Here is a 23,441-nt window from a genome sequence, read left to right as displayed (position 1 = left end):
TAATCTAGGCCCTCGGCTGTATCGGCCGTCCTTTGGTTGACAAGGTCCCTGGCCTGTTATTAGCCGGCTGCAGATGGGCAAGCCGTGCTTCGATCTTTCGTGCCTCACTGCGCATGAGCGAGGCAAGTTCCACCTGCCTGTCGGGCTCCATCCGGCTGTCGATGGCGGCGATGCTGAGCGCTCCCGCGGGGCGTCCGTCAGGATAGCGTATGGCGAGGCCGACGCCCCAGGAGTTTGGCAGTATGCGGCCCGGGTTCAAGGAAAAGCCGCGTTCCCGCGCAGTCGCGATATCCGCGCGGATTTGCGGCGGAGCAAGTTCGGGGAACTCCTTGAGGAGTTCTGGCTCGTTGGCGGAAAGGGCGGCCTCGATCTCGTCGTCGTCAAGCGCGGAAAGAATGGCGAGTGAACCCGCACCGACACCAAGCGGGTGGCGATAGCCGGCCTGGAGCGCATGGGTTCTGATTGGATAGGTTCCCTCTTCCCGGTGCAGGCAGACCACGTGATGATCGCGCTGGATCGACAGGAAGCTCGTATCCTGCGTCTTGCCCGAAAGGACGCCGAGACTATCGCGGGCGATCTGAAGGAGGCCGTATCGGCGTGTGGCCAGGGTGCCGAGTACATAGGCCTCCTGCCCGAGAAAGTAGCGACGTGATCGCGCATCCTGTTCCAGCAATCCGGAGCGGATGAGGGCCAGGAGCAGTCGCCTTACGGTCGGCTTGTTAAGTCCGCTTTGCTCGACGATTTCGCTGAGGGCGCCACCTTCGTCACCAAAATAGCTGACGAGGCTGAGCAGGCCGAGGGCCCGATCGACGCTCTGCGAGCCGTTGTGAGCCGGTGCTACCGTCTGTTCCATCATTGTGACCCGCGATCCATATTGTGGATCAGCCTATCAGTGGAATTTGCGAAAGGCAAAATTGAATCCCGGATGGCCCCAAATCGCGAAGGGAAATATTCACTTGAGCGGGCGCGTTCGCTCTATAATGTGGACCGATGATCTTCGTCCGGTTCGCCCTCCTGAAATTGTCTCCTCCTCGGGAGCGCCTGATCGCGCTTGCACGCCATGTTTGAGCGACGTTTGCGTCAGCCGGGCCCGGCGGCCACGGCCCCCTTCGAAAGTGTAATCGGCTCCGGGGAATACCTGCAATTTACCCTCAAGTCGGGCCTCAGGATCAATGAGGCCATCGCCCTCCCCCTCGCGGAGGCTGGGCTGACGGCAGCTTCAATCGTCCTTGGGGGTGGAAGTTTCGCGCCCCTTCACTATCTGATGCCGGCGCTGTCGACAGATGGCCACCATGCAGCCTGGTATAGCGAAACGAATTCACCCGAAGGCGAGGCGCAGCTCGAACGCGGTAATGTGACTTTTGGGGAAAGGAACGGTCATCCCTTCATTCACTGCCATGCGACATGGATCGAGGCCGATGGCAGGAAGCGATGTGGTCATTTCCTGCCGCACGAGACGATCGTGGCAAAGCCAATCCGCGCCACGGCCTGGGGCACGAACGACGTGCGTATGATATCAGAACCCGATGCGGAGACGGCGTTCACCCTGTTTCATCCTATAGAGACTGCACAGGTTCAAAGGGCTAAAGGGCCTCGCATCGTAGTGGCGCGTGTCCGGCCTAACGTCGACATCATCGAGACGCTCGAAGAGATCTGCCCGGCGAGCGGTTTTTCCAATGCCCGATTGCGCGGCGGTGTCGGCAGCCTGATTGGCGCGCGCTATGCGGACGGAACGTCCGTTGATGACATTGCAACCGAGGTATTCGTCATCGATGGCTTTGTCTCGACGCGGCCGAATCTCACAAGGCTCGAGATCGTCATGGTCGATACACTGGGAAGGATAACGCAAGGGCAACTCCTTCGCGGAGAAAACCCCGTTTGCATCACCTTCGAGCTCTACCTTGAAGAAGCTTGAATTCCGAACCGGTGATCAGTCGTGGCCTTCGCCCGGATAGCTCAACGTTTGCAATTCGCTGGCATTGATGCCGGCAATACGCCGAAGCACGGCGCTTGCGAGTTCCCGGCCTGCCTGGCGCACGTCCTCGTTGAAGACGATGATCTGGGGGCGGAACCACTTCAGTACGTCTGTCGACTGCTTGGAGGCGAGATCAACGTCTTTGCCGATCTCCAAACCTGCCGCCTCGATACCGGCCACAATGGCGATCGCCGCGCTGCCGCTGCAGCATACGATCCCGTCGGGACGGTCAGGTCCTGACATGATTTCAACCATGCGGTCGCGAATGCCGGCGAGCGATGTATCGACATCGAAGCCGGAAAAAGACAATGAACTGACGTCGCCTTCGCTGATGGCCCGGGCAAACCCTCGCTCGAGGTGCCGGTAATACGTGACCGACGGCGAAGGTCCGGCAAGCATGGCGATCCTGCGGCGCCCCCGCTCTACCAGACTTTTGACCGCAATATAGGCGAACGTCTCGTTGTCGAAGTCATGAAACGGATGCTCGATGCCCATTTCCGTGCGTCCATGGGTGGCGAAGGGAATGCCGTGTTCAGTCAGGTAGCGAACACGCGCATCGTTGGGCTCGGTGCGAGACATGATGATCCCGTCCGCCGAACCGGTCTCGACAATATAGCGGATCGGCTGCATCGGGTCGTTCTCCACCGAGTAGGGGGTGACCGTCAAATGATACGGCGTCTCCGACAATATTTCGGTAATGCCGTAGACGAGGTTTGATGTGAGCCCCATGATCTCCGATTGCGCATTGAGAACGAGACTGATGACATTGGTCTTGCCGGTTCGCAGCCGGACCCCGGCGCGATTGGGCCGGTAGCCGATCTGCTTGGCAATGAGCTGAACGCGGTTCTTCGTTGCCTGCCCGATTTCGGGCGCATCCTTGAGCGCCCGCGATACTGTAGTGACGCCGAGGCCGGCCATGAAGGCAATGGTCTTCAGCGTCGGACGCTCGCTATCTGCGGGCGGTCCGGCCTCATGTGCAGTGGATCGGGCGCTTTTCTTTGGCTTCATTGCCGCTGGGCCACTTGAAGTTGACATTGGCTGTATCGTTTCAAAATTTGAACAAAATGTACAGAGCCATGCGACGACTTTCCCATGCGGAAATCAGTCTCTATTCCGCTGGACCCTGGCAGCTCAACCCATCAGCCAAGATTTTGCGGAAAGGAAAAATAAGACAAATCAATGCTATAGTTACGATCTGGGCCAGAGTGAAAGGGAACCCAATAAAAAATCATTGCTCGGGAATTGCATCGTGCCGGAGTTTGAACTAGCCTACCTGTAACGTTTCAGATTTGGGAGGATAGGATGCGTTACCGTTCGATGCTGGCCGCTTTCGCGGCTTCGACTTTGCTCTTTGCTGCAGGCTCGGCGCGAGCCGTTGATCTCGAAGTCACCCATTGGTGGACATCCGGCGGTGAAGCGGCGGCGGCAAAAGTCCTTGCGCAATCCTATGACAAGCTTGGCGGTGACAAATGGGTCGATGGCGCCATCGCCGGCAGCGGCACCACAGCGCGCCCAATCATCGTCAGCCGCATTCTCGGCGGCAATCCCATGGGTGCGACGCAGCTGAACACCGGCCGTGATGCCGAAGATCTCGTCAAGGCAGGGCTGATGACCGACCTTTCCGAGCTTGCAGCCAAGGAGGGCTGGGCCGACTTCATCCGCCCTTCCAAGCTCCTCGACTCCTGCAAGTATGAAGGCAAGATCTACTGCGTGCCGGTCAACATTCACTCGTGGCAGTGGATGTGGATCAACCCGGGCGCGTTCAAGGAAGCGGGTGCGCCGGTTCCCACCAACTGGAGCGAGTTCGTGGCCGCGGCGCCGAAGCTTAAAGAAAAGGGCATCATCCCACTTGCCACCGGCGATGCGTGGCAGGTCGACGGTATCTTCCGCGTGATGCTCGCCACGCTCGGCGGCAGGGACCTCTATCTCAAGATCATGGACGACAAGGACAAGGACGCGGCGGCAAGTCCTGAAATGAAGGCGGTCTGGCAGGCTTTCGCCAATGCGCGCGATCTTGCCGATCCCGGCTATGTCGGCCGGCAGTGGAACGAGGCAACCTCACTCGTGCTGACAGGCAAGGCCGGCGGGCAGATTATGGGCGACTGGGCACAAGGTGAATTCGGCGTTGCCGGCAAAGTCGCCGGAACGGACTATGACTGTCTGCCGGGCCTCGGCGTCCACCCGATACTCGATACGGGCGGCGATGCGTTCTATTTCCCGAAGAATGCCAATCCCGAAGTCACGCGCGCCCAGCTGAAACTGGCGAGCATGCTCGTTTCGAAGGAGACCCAGGTGGCCTTCAACCTTGCCAAGGGTTCTTTGCCGATACGCGGCGATATCGACATGGAGGCAGCCAACGCCTGCATGCAGAAAGGCATCAAGATCCTGGCTGACGCCAATAATGTGCTTCCCTCGATCGAGCAGGCGCTTTCTTCCGACGCGCAGGGCCAGCTCGAAGATTTGAATACGGAATTCTTTGCCAACAAGGACATGTCGGTCGACGACGCGCAGGCGCGTTTCGTCGAAATCATCAGCCAGGCAAAGTGAACCGCTGGACATGACGCCTTGATAGCGACCGGCCGCAAGGCCGGCGCCTGTCGCAAGGTTGGAGACACTTCATGGCCGCGACCCGCCCCTTTGCACCTTTGCGCAATTTGAATGCGAAGATTGCCGCCGTTCCGATGATCGCAACGGTGCTCGTCGTGTTCATTGGCTGCACACTCTGGACGGTAGTCTATTCATTCACGTCATCGCGGTCGCTTCCGACACTGGATTTCGTCGGAATCGATCAGTACAGGCGATTGTTCACCACCTCGCGGTGGATAGTATCGCTGCGAAACCTCGCCATATTCGGCGTCCTCGCGCTCAGCTTTTCGCTGGTTTTAGGCTTTATTCTCGCCGCGCTGATGGACCAGAAGATCCGCTTCGAGAACACCTTCCGCACGGTCTTCCTTTATCCTCATGCGCTATCGTTCATTGTCACCGGCCTCGTCTGGCAATGGATCTTGACGCCCGCCTACGGCGTGCAGAAAGTCGTGCGCGACCTCGGCTTCGAGACGTTCAATTTCCCGATCCTGACCGATGGGCGCTTTACGATCTACGCGATTGTCATCGCCAGCCTATGGCAGGGCACCGGCCTTGTCATGGCGCTGATGCTGGCCGGGCTTCGCAACATTGATGACGAGATCTGGAAGGCGGCACGGGTCGACGGCATTCCCACCTGGAGGACCTATCTCTTCATCATCATTCCAATGATGCGCCCGGTCTTTGCGACGACCCTCGTGATCATCGCCGCTACGATCGTGAAAGTTTACGACCTCGTCGTCGCCATGACCAATGGCGGCCCGGGCATCGCCTCGGAAGTTCCGGCGAAATACGTTTACGATTTCATGTTTTCGCGCGGCAACCTCGGACAGGGCCTCGCCGCTTCGACGATCATGCTGACGACGGTACTGATCATCCTCGTTCCGTGGGCGCTCTATGAGTATCGGCCGAGAAACGGGACGCTGGGAGTGGGCAAATGAGCCTCATCAATCCTGCAGGGCCGCGCGGACGGCGTCCTCGTCGCATCGTGTCGCCGACCTCGATCATGATCTACGGGATCCTCATCGTCGCAGCGGTCTATTACCTCATTCCGCTCTACGTCATGGTCATGACTTCGCTGAAGGGCATGCCGGAAATCCGCCTCGGCAACATCTTCTCACCGCCGGTCGAAGTGACATTCCAGCCATGGGCGACAGCGTGGAACAGTGCCTGCACCGGGCTCTACTGCGAGGGGATCAAGGTTGGCTTCTTCAATTCGATGAAGATCCTGGTACCGAGCGTGATCTTCTCGATCATTATCGCCTCGGTGAACGGTTATGCATTGTCGAACTGGCGCTTCAAGGGCTCCGAGCTGTTCTTCACCGCGTTGATCTTCGGCGCGTTCATCCCCTATCAGGTGATGCTCTATCCGCTGGTCATCATCACCCGCGAACTTGGGATATTCGGCACGCTCACCGGTGTCATCGTCATCCATACGATATTCGGCATGCCGATCCTGACGCTGCTCTTTCGCAACTATTTTGTTTCCCTGCCTCCTGAACTCTTCAAGGCCGCGCGTGTCGACGGTGCCGGCTTCTGGCGGATATTTCTGCAGATCATGCTGCCCATGTCGCTGCCGATCTTCGTTGTTGCCGTGATCCTGCAGGTAACCGGCATCTGGAACGATTTCCTTTTCGGCGTGATCTTCGCCGGGACCAAGAATTTTCCGATGACGGTGCAGCTCAATAACATCGTCAACTCGACGCAGGGCGTGAAGGAATACAACGTCAACATGGCGGCAACCATTCTGACCGGCGCCGTCCCCCTCCTCGTCTATTTCTTCTCAGGCAAGTATTTCGTCAGGGGCATTGCCGCTGGCGCCGTCAAAGGATGACCCAGTTGCACAGCGTCTCGATCAAAGATCTCTCGCTCAATTTCGGTTCGGTCGGTGTCCTGAAGGACCTCAATATCGACGTGGCCGATGGCGAGTTCCTGGTCCTGCTTGGACCATCCGGGTGCGGCAAGTCCACGCTGCTGAATTGCATTGCGGGTCTTCTCGATATTTCCGAGGGGCAGATCTTCATCAAGGGCAAGAACGTCACCTGGGAAGAGCCAAAGGATCGCGGCATAGGGATGGTCTTCCAGTCATATGCGCTTTACCCGCAGATGACGGTCGAAAAGAATCTCTCATTCGGGCTGAGGGTCGCCGGACTTCCGAAGGCGGAAATAGCAAAGCGTATTGCCGCCGCCGCCGAGATCCTGCAGATCGGGCCATTGCTGCATCGCAAGCCGGCTGAGCTTTCCGGCGGGCAGCGCCAGCGGGTTGCGATCGGGAGGGCCCTGGTGCGCGACGTCGATGTGTTCCTCTTCGACGAGCCCTTGTCCAATCTCGACGCCAAGCTTCGCTCGGAATTGCGCGTCGAGATAAAGCGGCTGCACCAGAAGCTCGCCAATACGATGATCTATGTCACGCACGACCAGATCGAGGCGCTAACGCTGGCAGACCGGATCGCAGTGATGAAGGGCGGGCTGATACAGCAGCTCGATGACCCGCTGACGATCTATAACCGCCCGCGCAACCTGTTTGTCGCGAGCTTTATTGGCTCGCCAGCCATGAATTTCCTGAAAGGCGAGATTGGCGGCAACAGTGCTGGTCCCGTTTTCAAGGCCAAGGGTCTCGACATCTCCCTCGCGTCCTACGCCGCGCAACAGCCCCTGCCCTTTGGCCGCGCCGCCATCTTCGGCTTCCGGCCTGAGCATATCGCCATAGGCGACGCACCCGGTCCGGCCGGGCGGTCATCGCCCGCGACCGTCGATCTCGACGAGCCGATGGGCGCCGATAGTCTCGTCTGGCTCAAGGTTGCGGGTAAGCCGATTTCGGTCCGCGTCGATTCGGGCCGCCGCTATCAACCCGGAGAGAAGGTATTCCTGACCTTCAATCCCAACCTCGCTTCCGTCTTCGACGCCGAAAGCGAAATCCGCATCTAGTCCCCGCATGAATCCTGGAGAACCGCAGTGACCGATTTTTCCTATCAGCTCTATAGCTCGCGCAACTTCCCGCCGCTTGAAAAGACCTTTTCCATGCTCAAACGCCATGGTTATGCGCAGGTCGAAGGCTTCGGCGCCGTCTATGCCGATCCGAAAGCAACGCGAGCGGCCCTCGACGCCAACGGCCTTGCCATGCCAACGGGTCACTTCAGTATCGACCTTCTGGAGAACGAGCCGCAGAAGGTGCTCGACATTGCCGGTAGGCTGGGCATGAAGGCGATTTTTTGCCCCCACCTTGCGCCGGACCTGCGGCCCGCGGACCGGGAAGGCTGGCTTGCTTTCGGCGAGCGGCTCGAACGCGCCCACGCAACCTACAGCAAAGCAGGCTACGTTTTCGGCTGGCACAACCACGATTTTGAATTCAAGGCGCTCGCCGACGGCAGCTTGCCGCAAGATGCCATCTTCGCGGCCGCGCCAAGTATCGCATGGGAAGCCGACATTGCCTGGATTATCCGTGCCGGCGCCGATCCCGTGCAGTGGATCAAGGGTCACGGCGATCGAATTGTCGCGGTTCACGTCAAGGATATTGCGGGGCCGGGCGAAAATGCGAACGAGGACGGCTGGGCCGATGTCGGCCACGGCACTATCGACTGGAAAGGATTGATGGGAACCCTGCGCGAGACGCCCGCGCAATACTTCATCATGGAGCACGACAATCCGTCGGATGACGAAAGGTTTGCCCGCCGTTCCATTGCCACCGTCAAGTCGTACTGAGGAAAGCAGCATCATGGCCAGGTCACTTGGTATCGGGATTATCGGCGCCGGCAATATTTCATCGACCTATCTCAATCTCGCACCGCTCTTCAAAGGCATCAAAGTGCAGGCTATCGCCGATATCAATGCGGCAGCCGCGCAGCATCGCGCCGGCGAACATGGCATTGAGGCCCGTTCGATGGACGCGCTGCTTGCCAGCGACGACGTCGACATCGTTGTCAATCTCACGGTTCCCGATGCGCATTTTGACGTATCCAAACAAATCCTGAGCGCGGGCAAACACCTTTATTCGGAAAAGCCCCTGACGTTGTCGCTGAAAGACGGACTTGAGCTTCAAAAGCTTGCGGAGAAGAAAAAGCTCAAGGCGGGTTGCGCGCCCGATACTTTCCTCGGCGGAGCGCACCAGTTGGCCCGCAAGCTGGTCGATGATGGCGAGGTCGGTACCATTACCTCAGGCACGGCTCATGTCCTCAGCCATGGCATGGAACATTGGCATCCAAATCCTGATTTCTTCTTCCGACCCGGCGGTGGTCCAATCCTCGATCTCGGTCCCTACTACATCGCCAATCTCGTCAACCTGATCGGACCGGTCAGGCGCGTCGCAGCGCTCACCTCGATGGCTTCGACGACTCGGACGATTTCGAGCCTTCCCCGCAAGGGTGAAGTCATCGACGTGACGACACCGACGACAATCCAGGCTCTGCTGGAATTCGCGAGCGGTGCAACCGTCACCCTGTCTGCAAGCTGGGACGTCTGGGCGCACCATCACCCTAACATGGAGCTCTACGGCACTGATGGGTCGATCTTCCTTCCCGATCCGAATTTCTTTGGCGGCGAGGTCAAGCTGGCGAAGCCGGGCAAGAAGGTCAAACCGGTGAAGGCATGGTCGCATCCGTTCGGTATCGCCAACCAGAAACACGCGGCCGGCATGATGGCCAATTACCGGACTGCTGGTCTCGCTGACATGGCAGCGGCCATCATCGAGGGCCGCGACATCCGGTGCTCGCTCGAACGCGCGCTCCACGGGGTGGATGTGATGGTGTCGATCCTTCGCTCCGGCGAAGAAAAGAAGTTCATCGACATCAGGACAAGCTGCTCGCGGCCGGAGGCACTCGGCATAAAGGACGCCAAATCGCTGTTGAAAAAGCCCTGACGCGAAGCGTCTCGCGCATTGCGGTCATGATCGGGCAGTCCTATTGTCGCCGCCCGATCATAAGTGATGGAAATGCCCCGTGACCGCAAATAGTGCCCACACCGCCCGTATTGCCCGTCTTATCGCAGCCGAGATCAATGCGAGGCCTGAACAGGCAAATGCGGCGATCGAGTTGCTGGATGGCGGCGCTACGGTTCCCTTCATTGCGCGCTATCGCAAGGAGGTAACGGGCGGGCTCGACGACACGCAATTGCGTACGCTCGACGAGCGGCTGCTCTACCTGCGCGAACTTGATGCCCGCCGCGATACGATCATCGAGTCGATCCGAAGCCAGGGCAAGCTCAACGATGAACTCGAAGGCAAGATCGCGGCAGCCGCGACGAAGGCAGAGCTTGAGGACATCTATCTGCCTTACAAACCAAAACGGCGCACACGGGCCGAGATCGCTCGCGAGCGTGGCCTCGGGCGCTTGGCGGAAGCGATCCTCTCCGATCGAGCCTCGGTTCCGCAGCAACTTGCAACGAACTTTATCAATGACGATGTGCCGGATGTGAAGGCAGCGCTCGAGGGAGCGCGCGACATATTGGTCGAGACTTTTTCAGAAAATGCCGATCTGGTCGGCCGCCTGCGCAATTACATGCAGGACCGTGCGGTATTGCGCGCCAAGGTAGTCGACGGCAAAGCCGACACGGGTGCGAAATTCGCGGACTATTTCAATCACTTCGAGCGTTGGTCGGCGGTCCCTAGCCACCGGGCGCTCGCCATGCTGCGTGGCCGCAATGAAGAGGTTCTGTCGCTCGAGATCGAAGTGGACGCCGAGGATACGGCTCCGGTCAAGCCGGTTGAACGGATGATCGCAAATGCCTATGCGATCTCCGACAAGGGTGGCGCTGCCGATATCTGGCTGATGGACGTGGTGCGCTGGGCATGGAGAATCCGCTTCTCGCTCAACCTCTCGATCGACCTCATGACGACAATGCGCGAACGGGCCGAAGAGGAGGCTATCCGCGTATTTGCGCGTAACCTGAAGGATCTGCTGCTGGCGGCCCCTGCCGGATCGCGCTCGACAATGGGGCTCGACCCCGGCATCCGCACCGGCGTGAAAGTGGCGGTTGTCGACGGTACAGGGAAACTTCTCGAGACGACGACTGTCTATCCTTTCCCGCCACGCAACGACGTGCGCGGCACCCAGGCCGAGCTTACGCGATTGATCGTCAGCCACAAGGTGGAACTCGTTGCCATCGGCAACGGAACAGGAAGCCGCGAAACGGAGCGGCTCGTGGCCGACATGCTCGCAGCGATGCCGTCGCCGAAGCCAATGAAGGTCATCGTCAGCGAGGCGGGTGCGTCCGTCTATTCAGCCTCGGCGACCGCCGCGGCCGAATTCCCCGACCTCGATGTTTCGCTGCGCGGCGCGGTGTCGATTGCTCGTCGCCTGCAGGATCCGCTGGCCGAACTCGTCAAGATCGAACCGAAATCGATCGGCGTTGGCCAGTATCAGCACGATGTCGACCAGTACCGTCTTGCGCGTTCGCTCGAGGGTGTCGTCGAAGACGCGGTCAATGCAGTCGGCGTCGACCTCAACACGGCATCGGCGTCGTTGCTCGCTCGCATTTCCGGACTCGGCAACGCGCTTGCCGAAGCGATTATTGCCTATCGCAACGAGGTCGGACCGTTCAAAACGCGGCGTGATCTCCTGAAAGTGGCTCGCCTCGGGCCGCGCGCTTTCGAGCAATGCGCCGGGTTCCTGCGTATCCCGTATGGTACCGAACCGCTCGATGCCTCGGCCGTGCATCCGGAAGCCTATGGAATCGCCAAGAAAATCGTCAGCGCCTGCGGCCGTGATGTGCGCGCCTTGATGAATGACGGCGCTGCGTTGCGGGCCCTCGATCCGCGCGTTTTCGTCGACGACCGCTTTGGTCTGCCGACGGTGCGCGACATCATTGCTGAACTGGAAAAGCCGGGGCGCGACCCGCGGCCTGAGTTCAAGACGGCATCCTTTGCCGACGGCATCGATGACATCAAGGACCTGAAGCCCGGCATGCTGCTCGAGGGGACCGTAACCAATGTCGCGGCCTTCGGCGCCTTCGTCGATATCGGCGTGCACCAGGACGGCCTTGTCCACCTGTCGCAGCTAGCGGACCGTTTCGTCAAGGACGCGCACGAGGTGGTCAAGGCTGGTGATGTCGTCAAGGTCAGGGTGGTCGATGTCGACGTCAAGCGCAGCCGTATCGGACTGACGATGCGCAAGGATGGCGGTGCGCCGGCGCCGCGTGGGCCAAGACCCAGCGACGCGCCATCGCATAAACCCCGCTCCAACGCGCCCGCGCCAAAGCAGCAGTCGGTGCCGCCGCAGGGCGCATTCGGTGCGGCGCTTGCCGATGCCCTGCGCAAGAAATAGCGTAACGATAATCAATGGTTCGGGAGGACGTCTTGGATATCCGCAAAATTGGCAATACATCGCTCGCCGTCACCGCGTTCGGATTTGGCGGCGCGGCGATCGGCGGTCTCTACCGCGAGTGCACCCGTGAAGCTGCCATGGAAACGTTGCAGGCTGCCTGGGATGCGGGCCTGCGTTATTTCGATACCGCGCCATTCTACGGTTTCGGCCTGTCCGAGCGGCGGACCGGCGATTTCCTGCGCGACAAGCGGCGCGAAGATTACGTGCTCTCGACCAAGGTTGGGCGCCTGCTTCGTCCGGTTCCAGAGGATCAGGTGCCGGATTATTCCTATGTGAATCCCCTGCCCTTCACGGTCGATTACGACTACAGCTATGACGGGATCATGCGCTCGTTCGAGTTCAGCTATGCCCGTCTCGGGTTGAACAGGATAGACATTCTCTACGTTCACGATATTGGCGCGTATACGCATGGCGCCGAGAAGAATGCCGTCTACTTGCGACAGCTTCTCGATAGCGGCATGCGGGCGCTGGAAGAACTCAAGGCGTCGGGCGCCATTTCCGCCTACGGCCTCGGCGTCAACGAGGTCGACGTCTGTCTTGACGTAGTTGCGCGCAGTCCAATCGACTGCATTTTGCTTGCCGGACGCTATTCGTTACTCGACCGCTCGGCGGAAGGCGGTCTTCTGGATGCCTGCCGCAAGCAGAACATTTCGTTGGTCATCGGCGGTGTGTTCAACTCCGGCATATTGGCGACCGGTCCGGTTCCGGGCGCGAATTTCGATTATGGCCCGGCATCCGACGACGTGCTGACCCGGGTTCGCGCCATGCAGGATATTGCGGAAGCCAACGCGATTCCGCTCGCTGCCGCGGCCATTCAATTTCCATTGCGCGAACCCGTTGTCGCCAACGTCCTCATCGGAACGGCGAAACCCTCAAGCCTCACGCGAAATATCGACCTCCTGTCGGTCAAGGTGCCTGACGCGGCCTACGCCGCATTTGAGCCCTTCACCATACGTTGAGGCATCAGGCGGCAAGCCGCCGATCATTGACAAGGGCGGCAAGCTTGTTGGCGAGCGCAAGACTCTCCGCTTGTTCAGCCTTGAACCTGTCTTCAGTGATTTCGAGGACGAGCATCGTATCGGGCAGGAAGGTCAGTTCTGCAAAGATCTCCTCCCACGGAATGTCGCCCCAGCCGACCGGCAGGTGCAGATCGCCGATGCCGAGGGCAGTCGCTTCCGCCGGGTGATAAAACTTCGTCATGGTGTAGGGGCGGCCAAAGCTGTCATGCACGTGCAGGTGGCCGGTGACGGGCGCCATGGCCTTGATCTCCGCGCGCCAATCGAGGCCGAGGCGCGTGCATTCGATATAGGCGTGGCTGAAATCGATAAGCGCACAGACATGCGGGCTGTCAACGGACCTGACCGTTTCCCCAACTTGCGAAGGCGTCTGGCGATATTCGTTGTCGCTTAGGGCGAAGATGTTTTCGAGCGCGATGCGCACGCCATAGTGGCCGGCGACTTCCGCCATCTCGGCGAGCGCGTCGCGCTCCATCGCATCGAGCGCACGGTTGCGGGTGGCCGCTTGCATCTTCGCCTGGCCGGAATGTTGAACCAGCACGCCCGCCTCGATACGGTTGCATAGTTCAAGCATGGCGCGGACGACGGCTTTCTGCTCGGCGAGGTGCTCTCTGTCCATGAAGTTGGATACGATCTGGCCGTGGACGCTGTAATGCAGATCGAACTGTTTGGTGATTTGCACCAGGCGCTCGGCGCGGCTTGGGATAATACGACCGCCGGCGATGATCTCCTCACCGTAAAGCGAAAGCTCGGCAGCGGTGGCGCCGAGGTCGGCGATTGTACGGATCGACCCTTCAAGCGTGCTGAAATCGCCCCCCTCGCTCGTATAAGTGCAGAAGCCGACGGATGAAATTATGGGGAGGCTCATTTTCAGTTCTCGCGGTTGTAGGGTACTTGCGATGATAGGGCCGCTGCTTGACCGTTTCACGACAATGCTGGCCGCAAAAGCTTTTGCTCGCCGATCAGTGAAGTCAATTGCATTCTCGCAAGGCTCAAAGGAATTGCTGCCATAATCGCATGCTTGGCTTGCGACTCGGAACGATAGCGGAGGCAGGAGGTGAGCATGGCGTATGAGCTTTATTATTGGGATGGTCTGCAGGGACGCGGCGAGTTCATTCGTCTCGCTCTCGAGGAAGCCGCCGCTGACTACATCGATGTGGCACGCCAGTCTGATGGCATGGCGGCCATGATGCGATTTCTCAAAAGCCGGACCGAGCCGCATATCCCTTTCGCGCCGCCATTCCTGAAAGACGGTGACTTGATTGTCTCGCACGTTGCCAACATCCTTCTCTATCTCGGGCCAAAGCTCAGTCTTGCGCCGCAAGATGAATCGTTGCGCTTTGTGGCAAACGGCCTGCAACTTACCATCACAGATTTCGTCGCCGAGGTGCATGACACGCACCATCCGCTCTCGACCAACGCGTATTACGAAGACCAGAAGGAGGCGGCCAAGCATCGCTCCACTGATTTCATCGAGCATCGGATACCCAAGTTCCTCGGCTATTTCGAACGCGTGCTGAAGCAAAATCCAGCTGGAAGCGGGCACGCGGTCGGCGGCAGTCTCACTTATGTCGACCTTTCGCTGTTCCAGGTTTTCGAGGGCCTGCGTTACGCGTTTCCGCGCGCGACGCGAAAGCTTGCCAAAGATTACCCTGCCGTTGCCGCCGTGCACGACATGGTGCAGAAGCGCCCCAACATCAGCCGATATCTTGAATCGGACCGTCGCCTCGATTTCAATGAATCCGGCATATTTCGCCACTATGCCGAACTTGATCAGGACGCATAAGCAGGAAGTACTATACTTTTGCTGGACACGCCGCTCAGGCTGCCTCCATTATCTCTCCTCTTGTCACGATCTTTGGGAGGAACGATCATGGACTATCGCTTAACGATGGCGAGCGCTCTCACGCTCAGCGTGGTGCTGGCAGCTGTGGGGACGACAGGCGCCTCGGCGGCTTCGCCCGAGCCCGTGAAGGCCGAGCACGGCATGGTCGTAACGGCACAACATCTGGCCTCCGAGGTCGGTGTAGAGGTGCTGAAGAACGGCGGCAATGCCGTCGATGCGGCGGTCGCGGTCGGCTATGCGCTGGCGGTGGTCTACCCGACCGCAGGCAATATTGGCGGTGGTGGCTTCATGACCATCCGTATGAAGGACGGCAAGACGGCATTCCTCGATTTTCGCGAACGCGCACCACTCGCCGCGAAGCGCACGATGTATCTCGATGACAAGGGGAATATTGTGAAAGGCGCAAGCACCGATGGCTATCTCGCCATCGGCGTGCCCGGCTCGGTGATGGGCTTCGAAACGGCCCGTGCCAAATACGGCACCAAGCCGCGTGAAGAGCTGATCGGTCCCGCGATCCGCTTTGCCCGTGATGGCTTCGAACTCGATCAGGGCGACGTCGCGTCGCTGCAGGATGGTGCCGAGACCCTTGCCAAAGACAAGACGGCGGCCGCTGTCTTCCTGAAGCCCGACGGAAAGACCTATTCCATCGGCGAAACACTGGTCCAGTCTGATCTCGCCGCGACACTCTCCGCCATTTCCGAAAAGGGCCCTGACGCGTTCTACAAGGGAGCAACCGCGGATGCCATCGTCAAAGCGAGCGAGGCGGGTGGCGGCGTTCTGGCGAAAGCCGATTTCGAGCAGTACAGTGTGCGAGAACTCGAGCCGGTCAAATGCAACTATCGCGGTTATGACATCGTATCCTCGCCTCCGCCAAGCTCGGGTGGGGTAATCATCTGCGAGATACTCAATATTCTCGAAGGATATCCGCTCGGTTATCTCGGCTATGGTTCGGCGGAAACCGTGCATACCATGGTCGAGGCCATGCGCTATGCCTATGTCGACCGCAATACGACACTTGGCGATCCCGACTTTGTCGACAACCCTGTCAGCAAACTGCTGGACAAGAAATATGCCGAGGAAATCCGCGACAAGATCAGCCCGTTCAAGGCCGGTGTCTCGCAGAAGTTGATGCCGAAAGGCTTCGGCGAAAGCAAGGAAACCACGCACTACTCCATCGTCGATGACGAAGGCAATGCCGTTGCCGTCACCTATACGCTCAACGGCTCGTTCGGCGCCGGGGTGATGGCGCCGGGCACCGGCGTCCTCCTCAACAACGAGATGGATGATTTTACTTCGAAGCCGGGTTCGCCCAACCTTTACGGGCTCGTACAAGGCGAAGCCAATGCAATAGAACCGAAGAAGACGCCGCTTTCCTCGATGAGCCCGACCATCGTCTCGAAGGACGGCAAGCCATTCATGGTGATCGGCAGTCCAGGGGGCGCCCGCATCATCACGATCACGCTTGAGGCAATTGTCAACGTCATCGACCACGGCATGAATATTCAGGAGGCGATCGACGCCCCGCGCATCCACCACCAATGGCTGCCGGATCGCGTCTACATGGAGCCCTACGCCCTCTCGTCGGATACGCGCAAGCTGCTGGTGGAGATGGGTCACGATGTAAATATCGACAAGGACTGGACCATCTGGGGTGAGGCCGCCGGTATCCTCGTCGGCGGCGCCAGTCTTTCGCAAATCGAAGAAGGCGGCGGAGCGCGGTATAACGGCGCCATGGATAGCCGCGCTGCTTCCGGAGCGGCTAAGGGTTACTAGGCATCAGCGACGGTTTGCAGGTGCGTCAGATGCTGAAGCCATGCATTCTGCCGTGCAACTGGCCGATCGTCGCCGCATTGGCATTGGCAAAGGCGAAGCGCAGGAACTGATCCTGCCCTTCGCCGAAATACTGTCCGGGAATAGAAAGGATGCCGACCCGTTTTGCGAGATGCTCGGCGACTTCGGTTGATGATCTGCCTTGGAATGGATGGCGCACGAAGGCAAAGTAAGCGCCGATCGCCTCAAGCTTCCACTCGTCGAGCCCGGCCATGACATCGCGCAAGGCCTGCGAGCGCACTTCGATTTCGTGGCGATTGCCGGCCCGCCATTCCGCAAGTGCCGGCAACGCCTGTGCGACCGCACCCTGCGCCGCCCGCGGCGCGCAGATTTGCAGATTGTCCATGATCTTGGCGATTTCCTCGACGACGCGCGGGCTTGCCGTAACGGCGCCAAGGCGGTGGCCAGGGATGCAGAACGATTTTGAAAAACTGTAGAGCTGGATCAGGTGGTCCGGCCAATGCTCTTCGCGAAGGAGCCCATGCGGTGCGCCATAGTGTTCCGGAAGAAAGTCGCGGTAGGTTTCGTCGAGGATGAGCCAGATGCCGTTGCGCTTGCACGCGTCGAAGAGGGTTTTCAGCCGGTCTGGCGGATAGATCGCGCCGGTAGGGTTATTTGGGGTCACCAGCGCGAGTGCGCGGACGCCGGGTACGATTGCGTCGATGAGGGCTTCGACCGTCGGCACGAAGCCTTCGCTCGCATGGCACGCGACAAGTTCGGTTTTGATGCCGAGCATCGCCAGCGTCGTCTCGTGATTGAAGTAATAGGGGTTGCTCACCAGAATGGTGTCGCCTGCCGCAGCCACGGCCATGGCAGCGCACATGAAAGCCTGATTGCAGCCCGAGGTGATATGAATATTCTCGGCCCCAATTCTGGCGCCATAAAGCTCTGCCACATGCGCGGCGTAAGCGTCACGGAGCGCAGGCTCGCCTTCGATCGCGCCGTAATTGGTATAAGCAAGGGATGCGGCTGCCTCGCCGAGCCATTGCAGCATGGCAGGGTGCGGCGGATAGCCGGGAACCGCCTGCGAGAGATCGATCAGCGGCCCAAGGGCGCCGTCATAGGACTTGCCCCAGGACTGCACGGCTGGAATTGGCGGGGGCGAGAGACGCGTTATGAGCAGGTTGAGTGGGGCAACTGGCATAGTCGTTCCTATCGTGTATCAAGTTTGGCCCGGCGCTTCTGCGAGCGCTCGGGGCGTCGCGGGCGCGTTGCCGGAATGGGTAATTCGACCAGTCGCTCCGGCGCGCTCACCTTGCCGCTGCGGCGGCGGATAATCCGGCGGGCTGATGTTTGCGGTTCGGTGATGGTATCCGCCTCCAGCGAAGCGAAGAGCCAATCGATAAACACCTTGACGATCGGGGCGTTGCGAACCTCATTGCGACAGGCGACATAAAAAGCGTTGTTGGCCGGCACTGTGAGGTCGAAAGGCACGATGAGTTCGCCCTTGGCGATCAGCGTGCTTGCGGTGATCGTATCGCCGAGCGCCACCCCCTGCCCGTAGACCGCGGCCTCGGTCGACAGGCGCGCATCGCTCATGAAATGCTGAGCGCCCCGCGCATGCTCGGTGGCGTCGGCAGCAGCAAGCCAGGTATTCCACTCGCGCCCGTCATCGCCATGCAGGAGAACGTGATTGCGCAGATCACGCACGGATCGGAGCGGGCGCATATTAAGGAGCGTCGGGCTCGCTACGGGAAAAAGTTTGAGCGTAGTCCACAGGCGGGACCAGCAGTCGGTCCAGCTCCCATGGCCATAGAGCACGCAGACATCCACGTCCGACGAAAACAGATGATCGGAATCGTTCGATGCGATCAGCGTCAGTCTTATGTCTGGATACTGCTCCGTGAACTGGTTCATACGCGGTATCAACCAAAGCGAGAGCAATGCGGGAACGCAGGTCACTGTCAGTTCGCCGCTTGTGGTCGGCCGCTTGATCAGCGCCGTCGTCGCGGCAATATCTTCGAAAGCCTTCGAGACCGTCGGCAAAAGCAGTGCGCCTTGCGAGGTCAATTTCAGCCGCTGCGCACCGCGCTCGAACAACTGGACGTCGAGCATTGTCTCCAATGCTTTGATCTGGTGGCTGATCGCGCCGTGGGTAACGTTCAACTCCCGCGCTGCCGCCGTAACAGACCCATGCCGCGCCGCCGCCTCGAAGGCGCGCAGTGGGTTGAGCGGGGGCAGGCGACCAGGCGTCATAGAACTCCATTAGCGCTCAACCGCGGGAAAGTCATGTGAGATATTTTCACAAGCCATGCTATAACAATGTCAATTGCTTTTCCATCGGGTTTGGATCGATAATGCATTGAAAGAGGCAAAATGCCCGGGGAACACAGACCAGCGGATATCCTGAAAAATCGACAAAGCGAATCCGCGCCGATCGCCCCGAGCATGAAGACTATGGGACACGATCATGGCATCATGGGACAAGAACAAACTCGACGAACTGCGCGCCAAATATGGTGAAAGCCACGGCGGCGAGCTGTTCGACGCAAAATTCCGCAAAGTCGCGGACAAGATTTTCTCCAAGAGCGGTACGCGCCTTGCACCCTATGCGGGCGTTCCGACCTTTCTGACCGCGCCGCACATGCCGGTCGACGCAGCAAATCCCGATTTCGGCAATTTGCAGGTGGCCATGGTAGGCGTACCGATGGATCTCGGTGTTACCAACCGCACCGGATCGCGCTTTGGTCCCCGCGCTTTGCGAACAATCGAGCGCATCGGTCCCTATAATCATGTGCTCGAATGCTCGCCGGTCTTTGATCTGCGCGTGGCCGACATCGGCGACGTGCCATTTGCCAGCCGCTACCGCCTCGAACAGAGCCATGTCGATATCGAGCGGCGGATCAACCAGATTGTTGATGCCGGCGTGGTTCCGCTTTCCATCGGTGGCGACCATTCGATTACCCATCCGATCCTTAAGGCAGTCGGCAAGGACCGCCCGGTCGGAATGATCCATATCGATGCCCATTGCGATACGGGTGGCGCTTTCGACCAGACCAAGTTCCATCACGGCGGCCCCTTCCGCAACGCGGTTCTCGATGGTGTGCTGGATCCGAGCCGAACCATCCAGATCGGCATTCGCGGTTCGGCCGAATATCTGTGGGAGTTTTCGTACGAATCCGGCATGACCGTCATTCATGCCGAGGAGGTAAGCGGTCTCGGCATCCAGGCGATTATCGAAAAGGCAAAGGCCATCGTCGGCGATGGACCGACCTACCTGTCCTTCGATGTGGACAGCCTCGATCCAAGTTTCGCACCGGGCACTGGGACGCCGGAAGTCGGCGGACTGACGACCCGCGAAGTACTCGAACTCCTGCGCGGGCTAAAAGGGCTCAACCTTGTCGGCGGTGATGTCGTCGAGGTGGCTCCCCAATACGATGCGACCACCAACACCGCGCATGCCGGCGCACAGGTACTCTTCGAGATCCTGTCGCTCATGGTGTTCAGCCCGTTCGTCCAGGGAAAGCGCTGACGACGACAGTATCGAGTACGAGGCGCCGACTGGCGCCTCGGCATTTTTGGAAGACCAACACACAACAACAACAATGAAGGGGAATACGATGACAATTCATACCAAGCTGCGATCATCATTTGCGGCGCTGCTTCTCATCGGCAGTGCCGGTTTCGGCCTTGCCACACAAGCGGCCAAGGCCGATGCAGTCGACGACATCACCAAGGCGGGCGTCGTCAACATCGGCGTCTTCGCCGACTTCCCGCCCTTTTCGTCGGCGAGCGCGGACATGTCGCTCAAGGGTTATGACATGGACGTGGCGCAGGCGATCGCGGACGCGCTCAAAGTGAAGCTCAATGCGGTCGCGGTGACTGGACAGAACCGCATTCCCTATCTCACCGAACACCGTGTCGATCTGTTGATGAGCGTCGGCTACAGCAAGGAGCGCGAACAAGTCATTGATTTTGCCGCCGCCTATGCGCCCTACTATATCGCCGTCATCGGTCCGAAGGCGGTCGAGGTGAAAGACAAGGATGGACTTGCCGGCAAGACCATTGCCGTCAACCGCGGCACGCTCGAAGATACGTCTCTCACCGAAGCCGCTCCTGCATCGGCCGACATCAAGCGCTTCGACAACTACAATGCTGTCATTCAGGCCTTCATCTCGGGCCAGACCGAACTCATGGTTGTCGGCAACGATGTGGGCGCGCAGGTTCTCGCCCGCCAGGAAGCACTGGCACCTGAGCAAAAGTTCCAGCTTCTGACCTCTCCCTCGCACATCGCGCTCAACAAGAAGGAAGATCGCCTGAAGCAGACGATCAATGATACGGTCGCCAAGATGCTCTCGGACGGCAGCCTCAACAAGAGCTCGGAAGCCTGGCTCAAAACGCCGCTCAATCCCGAAAACCTCAAGGATTGACGGTGGGCTACGCGCTCGATTTCGGCTGGCTCTATGGCGCCATTGGCATGATTGCCAGTGGCGCCGCCATGACGATCTTTCTGATCGTCGTGACGTCTGTGGCAGGCGTAACCTTGAGCATCTTCGGGGCGGCCGCCAAGCGCAGCCGTCATGCGATACTGCGCAAGGCAATTGCCGCTTACGTCGAAATCGTGCGCAACACGCCCTTTCTCGTGCAGTTGTTCTTCATCTTCTTTGGCTTGCCGCGGCTCGGCATCCGGCTTGACCCGGTCGTTTCGGCCATGCTCGCCATGACCTTGAACATGACGGCCTATACGACGGAGATCGTCGGCGCCGGCCTCGACGCGGTTCCGAAAGGGCAGCGGGAAGCGGCGGCGGCGCTCGGCCTCCAGCCATGGCTCGTTTTCGTCAAGATCGTCCTGCCGCAGGCGCTGAAAGTCATCTTCCCGGCACTGACCAGCCAGATCATCATCATGATGCTGGAATCCGCTGTGGTGTCGCAGATCGCGGTGCGTGAATTGACCTACGAGGCCGACATGCTGCAGGCACGCACTTTCCGGGCGTTCGAAACCTATTTCGTGGTGACGCTGGTTTACCTCGCGATGAGCATCGGTCTGCGCAGACTGCTCTTTGCTGCCGGAAGGCGCGCGATTGCGGGGGGTATGGCATGATCGAGTTCACCTTCTGGGACATATTGCGCAACCTGCTTCTCGCTGCCCGCTGGACCATTCTCCTGTCAGTCGTCGCCTTTATCGGCGGCTCGATTGCAGGCCTCGCTATCTTGCTGCTGCGCATTTCCAAGCGGCGCTGGCTGCGGCGCGCCGCGGAGTATTACATCGGCCTCTTCCAGGGAACGCCGCTGCTGATGCAGCTTTTCCTGCTGTTTTTTGGGCTGCCGCTGCTTGGCCTGCGCATCGAGGCATGGACAGCCGCAGTACTGGGGCTGACGCTCTGCGCGAGCGCCTTTCTTGCCGAGATCTGGCGCGGCGGTGTCCAGTCGCTACCGACAGGCCAATGGGATGCGGGTAGCAGTCTCGGCCTTCATTATGTGGCCCAGCTGCGACTGATCATTCTGCCGCAAGCATTCGCCATCACGCGTGCGCCGACTGTCGGGTTCCTCGTGCAGTTGATCAAGAGCACGGCACTGACGTCGATCATCGGGTTCGAGGAACTGGTGCGCACCTCCAATGCGATCAACAACGCGACGTTCGAACCCTTCACCGTCTATGGCCTGGTCGCGCTGATCTATTTTGTTCTGTGCTATCCGCTGACGCGCTATACAAAGACATTGGAGCTTCGCGCTGCTCGCCAGCACTGAATGGCAAGCTGCGCATCTAGATAAGAAGAGTGGGAAATCGCCAGTACTGGCTGCAAAAATAAGGAGAATGATGATGAGCAATATTCTGCAAAAAGGTGTCAGTCGCCGCGTGGTGCTCGCCACCGGCGCAATGGCGGCGGGTACCTTGGCGATGCCGTCGATCTTGCGGGCGCAGGACAAGTCGCTGAAGGTCGGCGTCTATGGCGGCTACTTCAAGGACTCGTTCGACAAGAACATTTTTCCCGAATTCACCAAGGCGACCGGTATCACGGTTGAGTCCGTTGCCGAGCCGACTGGCGAGGCCTGGCTGGTGCAGCTTGAACAGGCGGCGAAGGCTGGCGCGGCACCCGCCGACGTTTCGATGATGTCGCAGGTCGCGATGCTCAAGGGGCAGACCACGAAGCTCTGGACCCCACTCGACATGGCGAAGATCCCGAATTCGAAGAATCTGCTCGACCGTTTCATCAACAAATATCCGGATGGCGGCGTTGCCGGCATCGGCGCGGTTTCCTGGTACATCACGCTCGTGACCAACACGGACATCTACAAGGAAGCGCCGACGACATGGGCCGCGTTCTGGGACAAGGCGAACGCGGACAAGCTCGGACTTCTCGCTCTCGTCTCCAACTCGTTCCTGCTGGAAATCACGGCAAAGACGTACTTCGGTGGCACAAACGCGCTTGATACTGAGGAAGGGCTTTTGAAAGCCTTCGACAAGCTCGCCGAAGTTAAACCGAATGTGCGCCTGTGGTACCGCGACGAGGCCCAGTTTGAGCAGTCGCTGAAGTCGGGCGAAATTCCGATGGGCCAGTACTATCACGACGTCACCGGACTTGCTGCGTCCGAAGGACACCCGGTTCGCTCGACCTTCCCCAAGGAAGGCGGCGTTCAGGACTCCGGCTGCTGGGCGCTGTCGCGCGCCTCGAAGAAGGTGGATGAAGCCCATGCCTTCATCGACTATATGAGCCAGCCGGCGATCCAGGCGACCCTTTCACGAAAGGTCGGCACATCCCCGACAGTCAAGCGGGAATTGCTCGATCTCAACGAGAAGGAGTTTGCCGCTGTTTCGTCCGATATCGAGCCGATCATCCCCCGTTACGATCTGTACACCACCAAGTCGGATTGGCTGAACCAGAAGTGGACCGAACTCATCGTCGGCTGAATAGACAAAGGCACCACCCTTCGCC

The 23,441-nt window shown here is 59.4% G+C and carries 21 protein-coding genes; 16 read left to right on the top strand and 5 right to left on the bottom strand.

Features of this window, described 5'->3' with window-relative positions:
- Positions 1-4: 4 nt before the first annotated feature.
- Positions 5-853, bottom strand: coding sequence for an IclR family transcriptional regulator domain-containing protein (locus BLR72_RS18930; protein WP_091951304.1), 849 nt, complete (start codon positions 851-853; stop codon positions 5-7).
- 207 nt (positions 854-1,060) lie between these two features.
- Here BLR72_RS18930 and BLR72_RS18925 point away from each other — a divergent pair, with 207 nt between their 5' ends.
- Positions 1,061-1,915, top strand: a complete 855-nt coding sequence (locus BLR72_RS18925; protein ID WP_091951044.1) for a PCC domain-containing protein — start codon at positions 1,061-1,063, stop codon at positions 1,913-1,915.
- Between the two features lie 15 nt (positions 1,916-1,930).
- On the opposite strand, the gene BLR72_RS18920 is transcribed toward BLR72_RS18925, so the two are convergent.
- Entirely contained in the window at positions 1,931-2,983 is a 1,053-nt protein-coding gene (locus tag BLR72_RS18920) for a LacI family transcriptional regulator (RefSeq protein ID WP_244506770.1), read from the bottom strand.
- A gap of 294 nt (positions 2,984-3,277) precedes the next feature.
- On the opposite strand from BLR72_RS18920, the gene BLR72_RS18915 reads away from it, so the two are divergent.
- The 8 genes from BLR72_RS18915 (at position 3,278) to BLR72_RS18880 (ending at position 12,833) form a co-directional block, all read left to right on the top strand.
- On the top strand, positions 3,278-4,522 hold the full coding sequence (locus tag BLR72_RS18915; RefSeq protein ID WP_091951040.1) for an ABC transporter substrate-binding protein: 1,245 nt from the start codon (positions 3,278-3,280) through the stop codon (positions 4,520-4,522).
- A 71-nt stretch (positions 4,523-4,593) separates the two neighbouring features.
- Complete coding sequence (locus BLR72_RS18910) at positions 4,594-5,499, top strand: carbohydrate ABC transporter permease (protein WP_091951038.1); 906 nt, start codon at positions 4,594-4,596, stop codon at positions 5,497-5,499.
- The gene (locus tag BLR72_RS18905; protein ID WP_027232193.1) at positions 5,496-6,392 is read left to right on the top strand and encodes a carbohydrate ABC transporter permease; all 897 of its coding nucleotides are present in this window, start codon (positions 5,496-5,498) and stop codon (positions 6,390-6,392) included. Before BLR72_RS18910 ends, BLR72_RS18905 begins: the two co-directional genes overlap by 4 nt.
- A complete protein-coding gene (locus BLR72_RS18900) occupies positions 6,389-7,486 on the top strand; it encodes an ABC transporter ATP-binding protein (protein ID WP_091951036.1) in 1,098 nt (365 codons plus the stop codon). The genes BLR72_RS18905 and BLR72_RS18900 overlap by 4 nt, the downstream gene beginning before the upstream one ends.
- A 27-nt stretch (positions 7,487-7,513) precedes the next feature.
- Positions 7,514-8,260, top strand: coding sequence for a sugar phosphate isomerase/epimerase family protein (locus BLR72_RS18895; RefSeq protein ID WP_175492408.1), 747 nt, complete (start codon positions 7,514-7,516; stop codon positions 8,258-8,260).
- A 13-nt stretch (positions 8,261-8,273) separates the two neighbouring features.
- A complete protein-coding gene (locus BLR72_RS18890) occupies positions 8,274-9,413 on the top strand; it encodes a Gfo/Idh/MocA family protein (protein WP_091951034.1) in 1,140 nt (379 codons plus the stop codon).
- Between the two features lie 79 nt (positions 9,414-9,492).
- Positions 9,493-11,814, top strand: coding sequence for a Tex family protein (locus tag BLR72_RS18885; RefSeq protein ID WP_091951032.1), 2,322 nt, complete (start codon positions 9,493-9,495; stop codon positions 11,812-11,814).
- Between the two features lie 32 nt (positions 11,815-11,846).
- On the top strand, positions 11,847-12,833 hold the full coding sequence (locus BLR72_RS18880; protein ID WP_091951030.1) for an aldo/keto reductase: 987 nt from the start codon (positions 11,847-11,849) through the stop codon (positions 12,831-12,833).
- Positions 12,834-12,837: 4 nt separating this feature from the next.
- Here the strand turns inward: BLR72_RS18880 and BLR72_RS18875 are convergent, their stop codons facing one another.
- Positions 12,838-13,758 carry a sugar phosphate isomerase/epimerase family protein gene (locus BLR72_RS18875; RefSeq protein ID WP_091951028.1) on the bottom strand — a complete coding sequence of 307 codons (921 nt, stop codon included), beginning with the start codon at positions 13,756-13,758 and terminating at the stop codon, positions 12,838-12,840.
- Between the two features lie 195 nt (positions 13,759-13,953).
- On the opposite strand from BLR72_RS18875, the gene BLR72_RS18870 reads away from it, so the two are divergent.
- Together BLR72_RS18870 and ggt are read left to right on the top strand one after the other, a co-directional pair.
- Positions 13,954-14,676: a glutathione S-transferase gene (locus BLR72_RS18870; RefSeq protein WP_091951026.1), complete on the top strand. Its 723-nt coding sequence runs from the start codon at positions 13,954-13,956 to the stop codon at positions 14,674-14,676.
- Positions 14,677-14,781: 105 nt separating this feature from the next.
- A complete protein-coding gene (gene ggt, locus BLR72_RS18865) occupies positions 14,782-16,509 on the top strand; it encodes a gamma-glutamyltransferase (RefSeq protein ID WP_244506769.1) in 1,728 nt (575 codons plus the stop codon).
- Positions 16,510-16,534: 25 nt separating this feature from the next.
- On the opposite strand, the gene BLR72_RS18860 is transcribed toward ggt, so the two are convergent.
- Both BLR72_RS18860 and gcvA read right to left on the bottom strand, forming a co-directional pair.
- Positions 16,535-17,710, bottom strand: coding sequence for an aminotransferase (locus BLR72_RS18860; RefSeq protein WP_091951022.1), 1,176 nt, complete (start codon positions 17,708-17,710; stop codon positions 16,535-16,537).
- 8 nt (positions 17,711-17,718) lie between these two features.
- Positions 17,719-18,762, bottom strand: coding sequence for a transcriptional regulator GcvA (gene gcvA / locus BLR72_RS18855; RefSeq protein ID WP_091951020.1), 1,044 nt, complete (start codon positions 18,760-18,762; stop codon positions 17,719-17,721).
- A 214-nt stretch (positions 18,763-18,976) separates the two neighbouring features.
- On the opposite strand from gcvA, the gene speB reads away from it, so the two are divergent.
- The 5 genes from speB to BLR72_RS18830 all read left to right on the top strand — a co-directional run bounded on the left by speB (position 18,977) and on the right by BLR72_RS18830 (position 23,416).
- Positions 18,977-20,038 carry an agmatinase gene (gene speB / locus BLR72_RS18850; RefSeq protein WP_027232182.1) on the top strand — a complete coding sequence of 354 codons (1,062 nt, stop codon included), beginning with the start codon at positions 18,977-18,979 and terminating at the stop codon, positions 20,036-20,038.
- Positions 20,039-20,126: 88 nt separating this feature from the next.
- On the top strand, positions 20,127-20,936 hold the full coding sequence (locus BLR72_RS18845; protein ID WP_091923580.1) for a transporter substrate-binding domain-containing protein: 810 nt from the start codon (positions 20,127-20,129) through the stop codon (positions 20,934-20,936).
- Between the two features lie 2 nt (positions 20,937-20,938).
- Positions 20,939-21,607: an amino acid ABC transporter permease gene (locus BLR72_RS18840; protein ID WP_162737231.1), complete on the top strand. Its 669-nt coding sequence runs from the start codon at positions 20,939-20,941 to the stop codon at positions 21,605-21,607.
- Positions 21,604-22,254: an amino acid ABC transporter permease gene (locus BLR72_RS18835; RefSeq protein WP_027232179.1), complete on the top strand. Its 651-nt coding sequence runs from the start codon at positions 21,604-21,606 to the stop codon at positions 22,252-22,254. Before BLR72_RS18840 ends, BLR72_RS18835 begins: the two co-directional genes overlap by 4 nt.
- 130 nt (positions 22,255-22,384) lie before the next feature.
- Entirely contained in the window at positions 22,385-23,416 is a 1,032-nt protein-coding gene (locus BLR72_RS18830) for an ABC transporter substrate-binding protein (protein ID WP_244506768.1), read from the top strand.
- The last annotated feature ends 25 nt before the right edge of the window (positions 23,417-23,441 follow it).

This window comes from Phyllobacterium sp. YR620 (genome assembly GCF_900104165.1).
Lineage (GTDB): Bacteria > Pseudomonadota > Alphaproteobacteria > Rhizobiales > Rhizobiaceae > Phyllobacterium > Phyllobacterium pellucidum.
The sequence above is the reverse complement of the archived record's forward strand: the minus strand, read 5'-3'. Positions and strand labels throughout refer to the sequence as shown.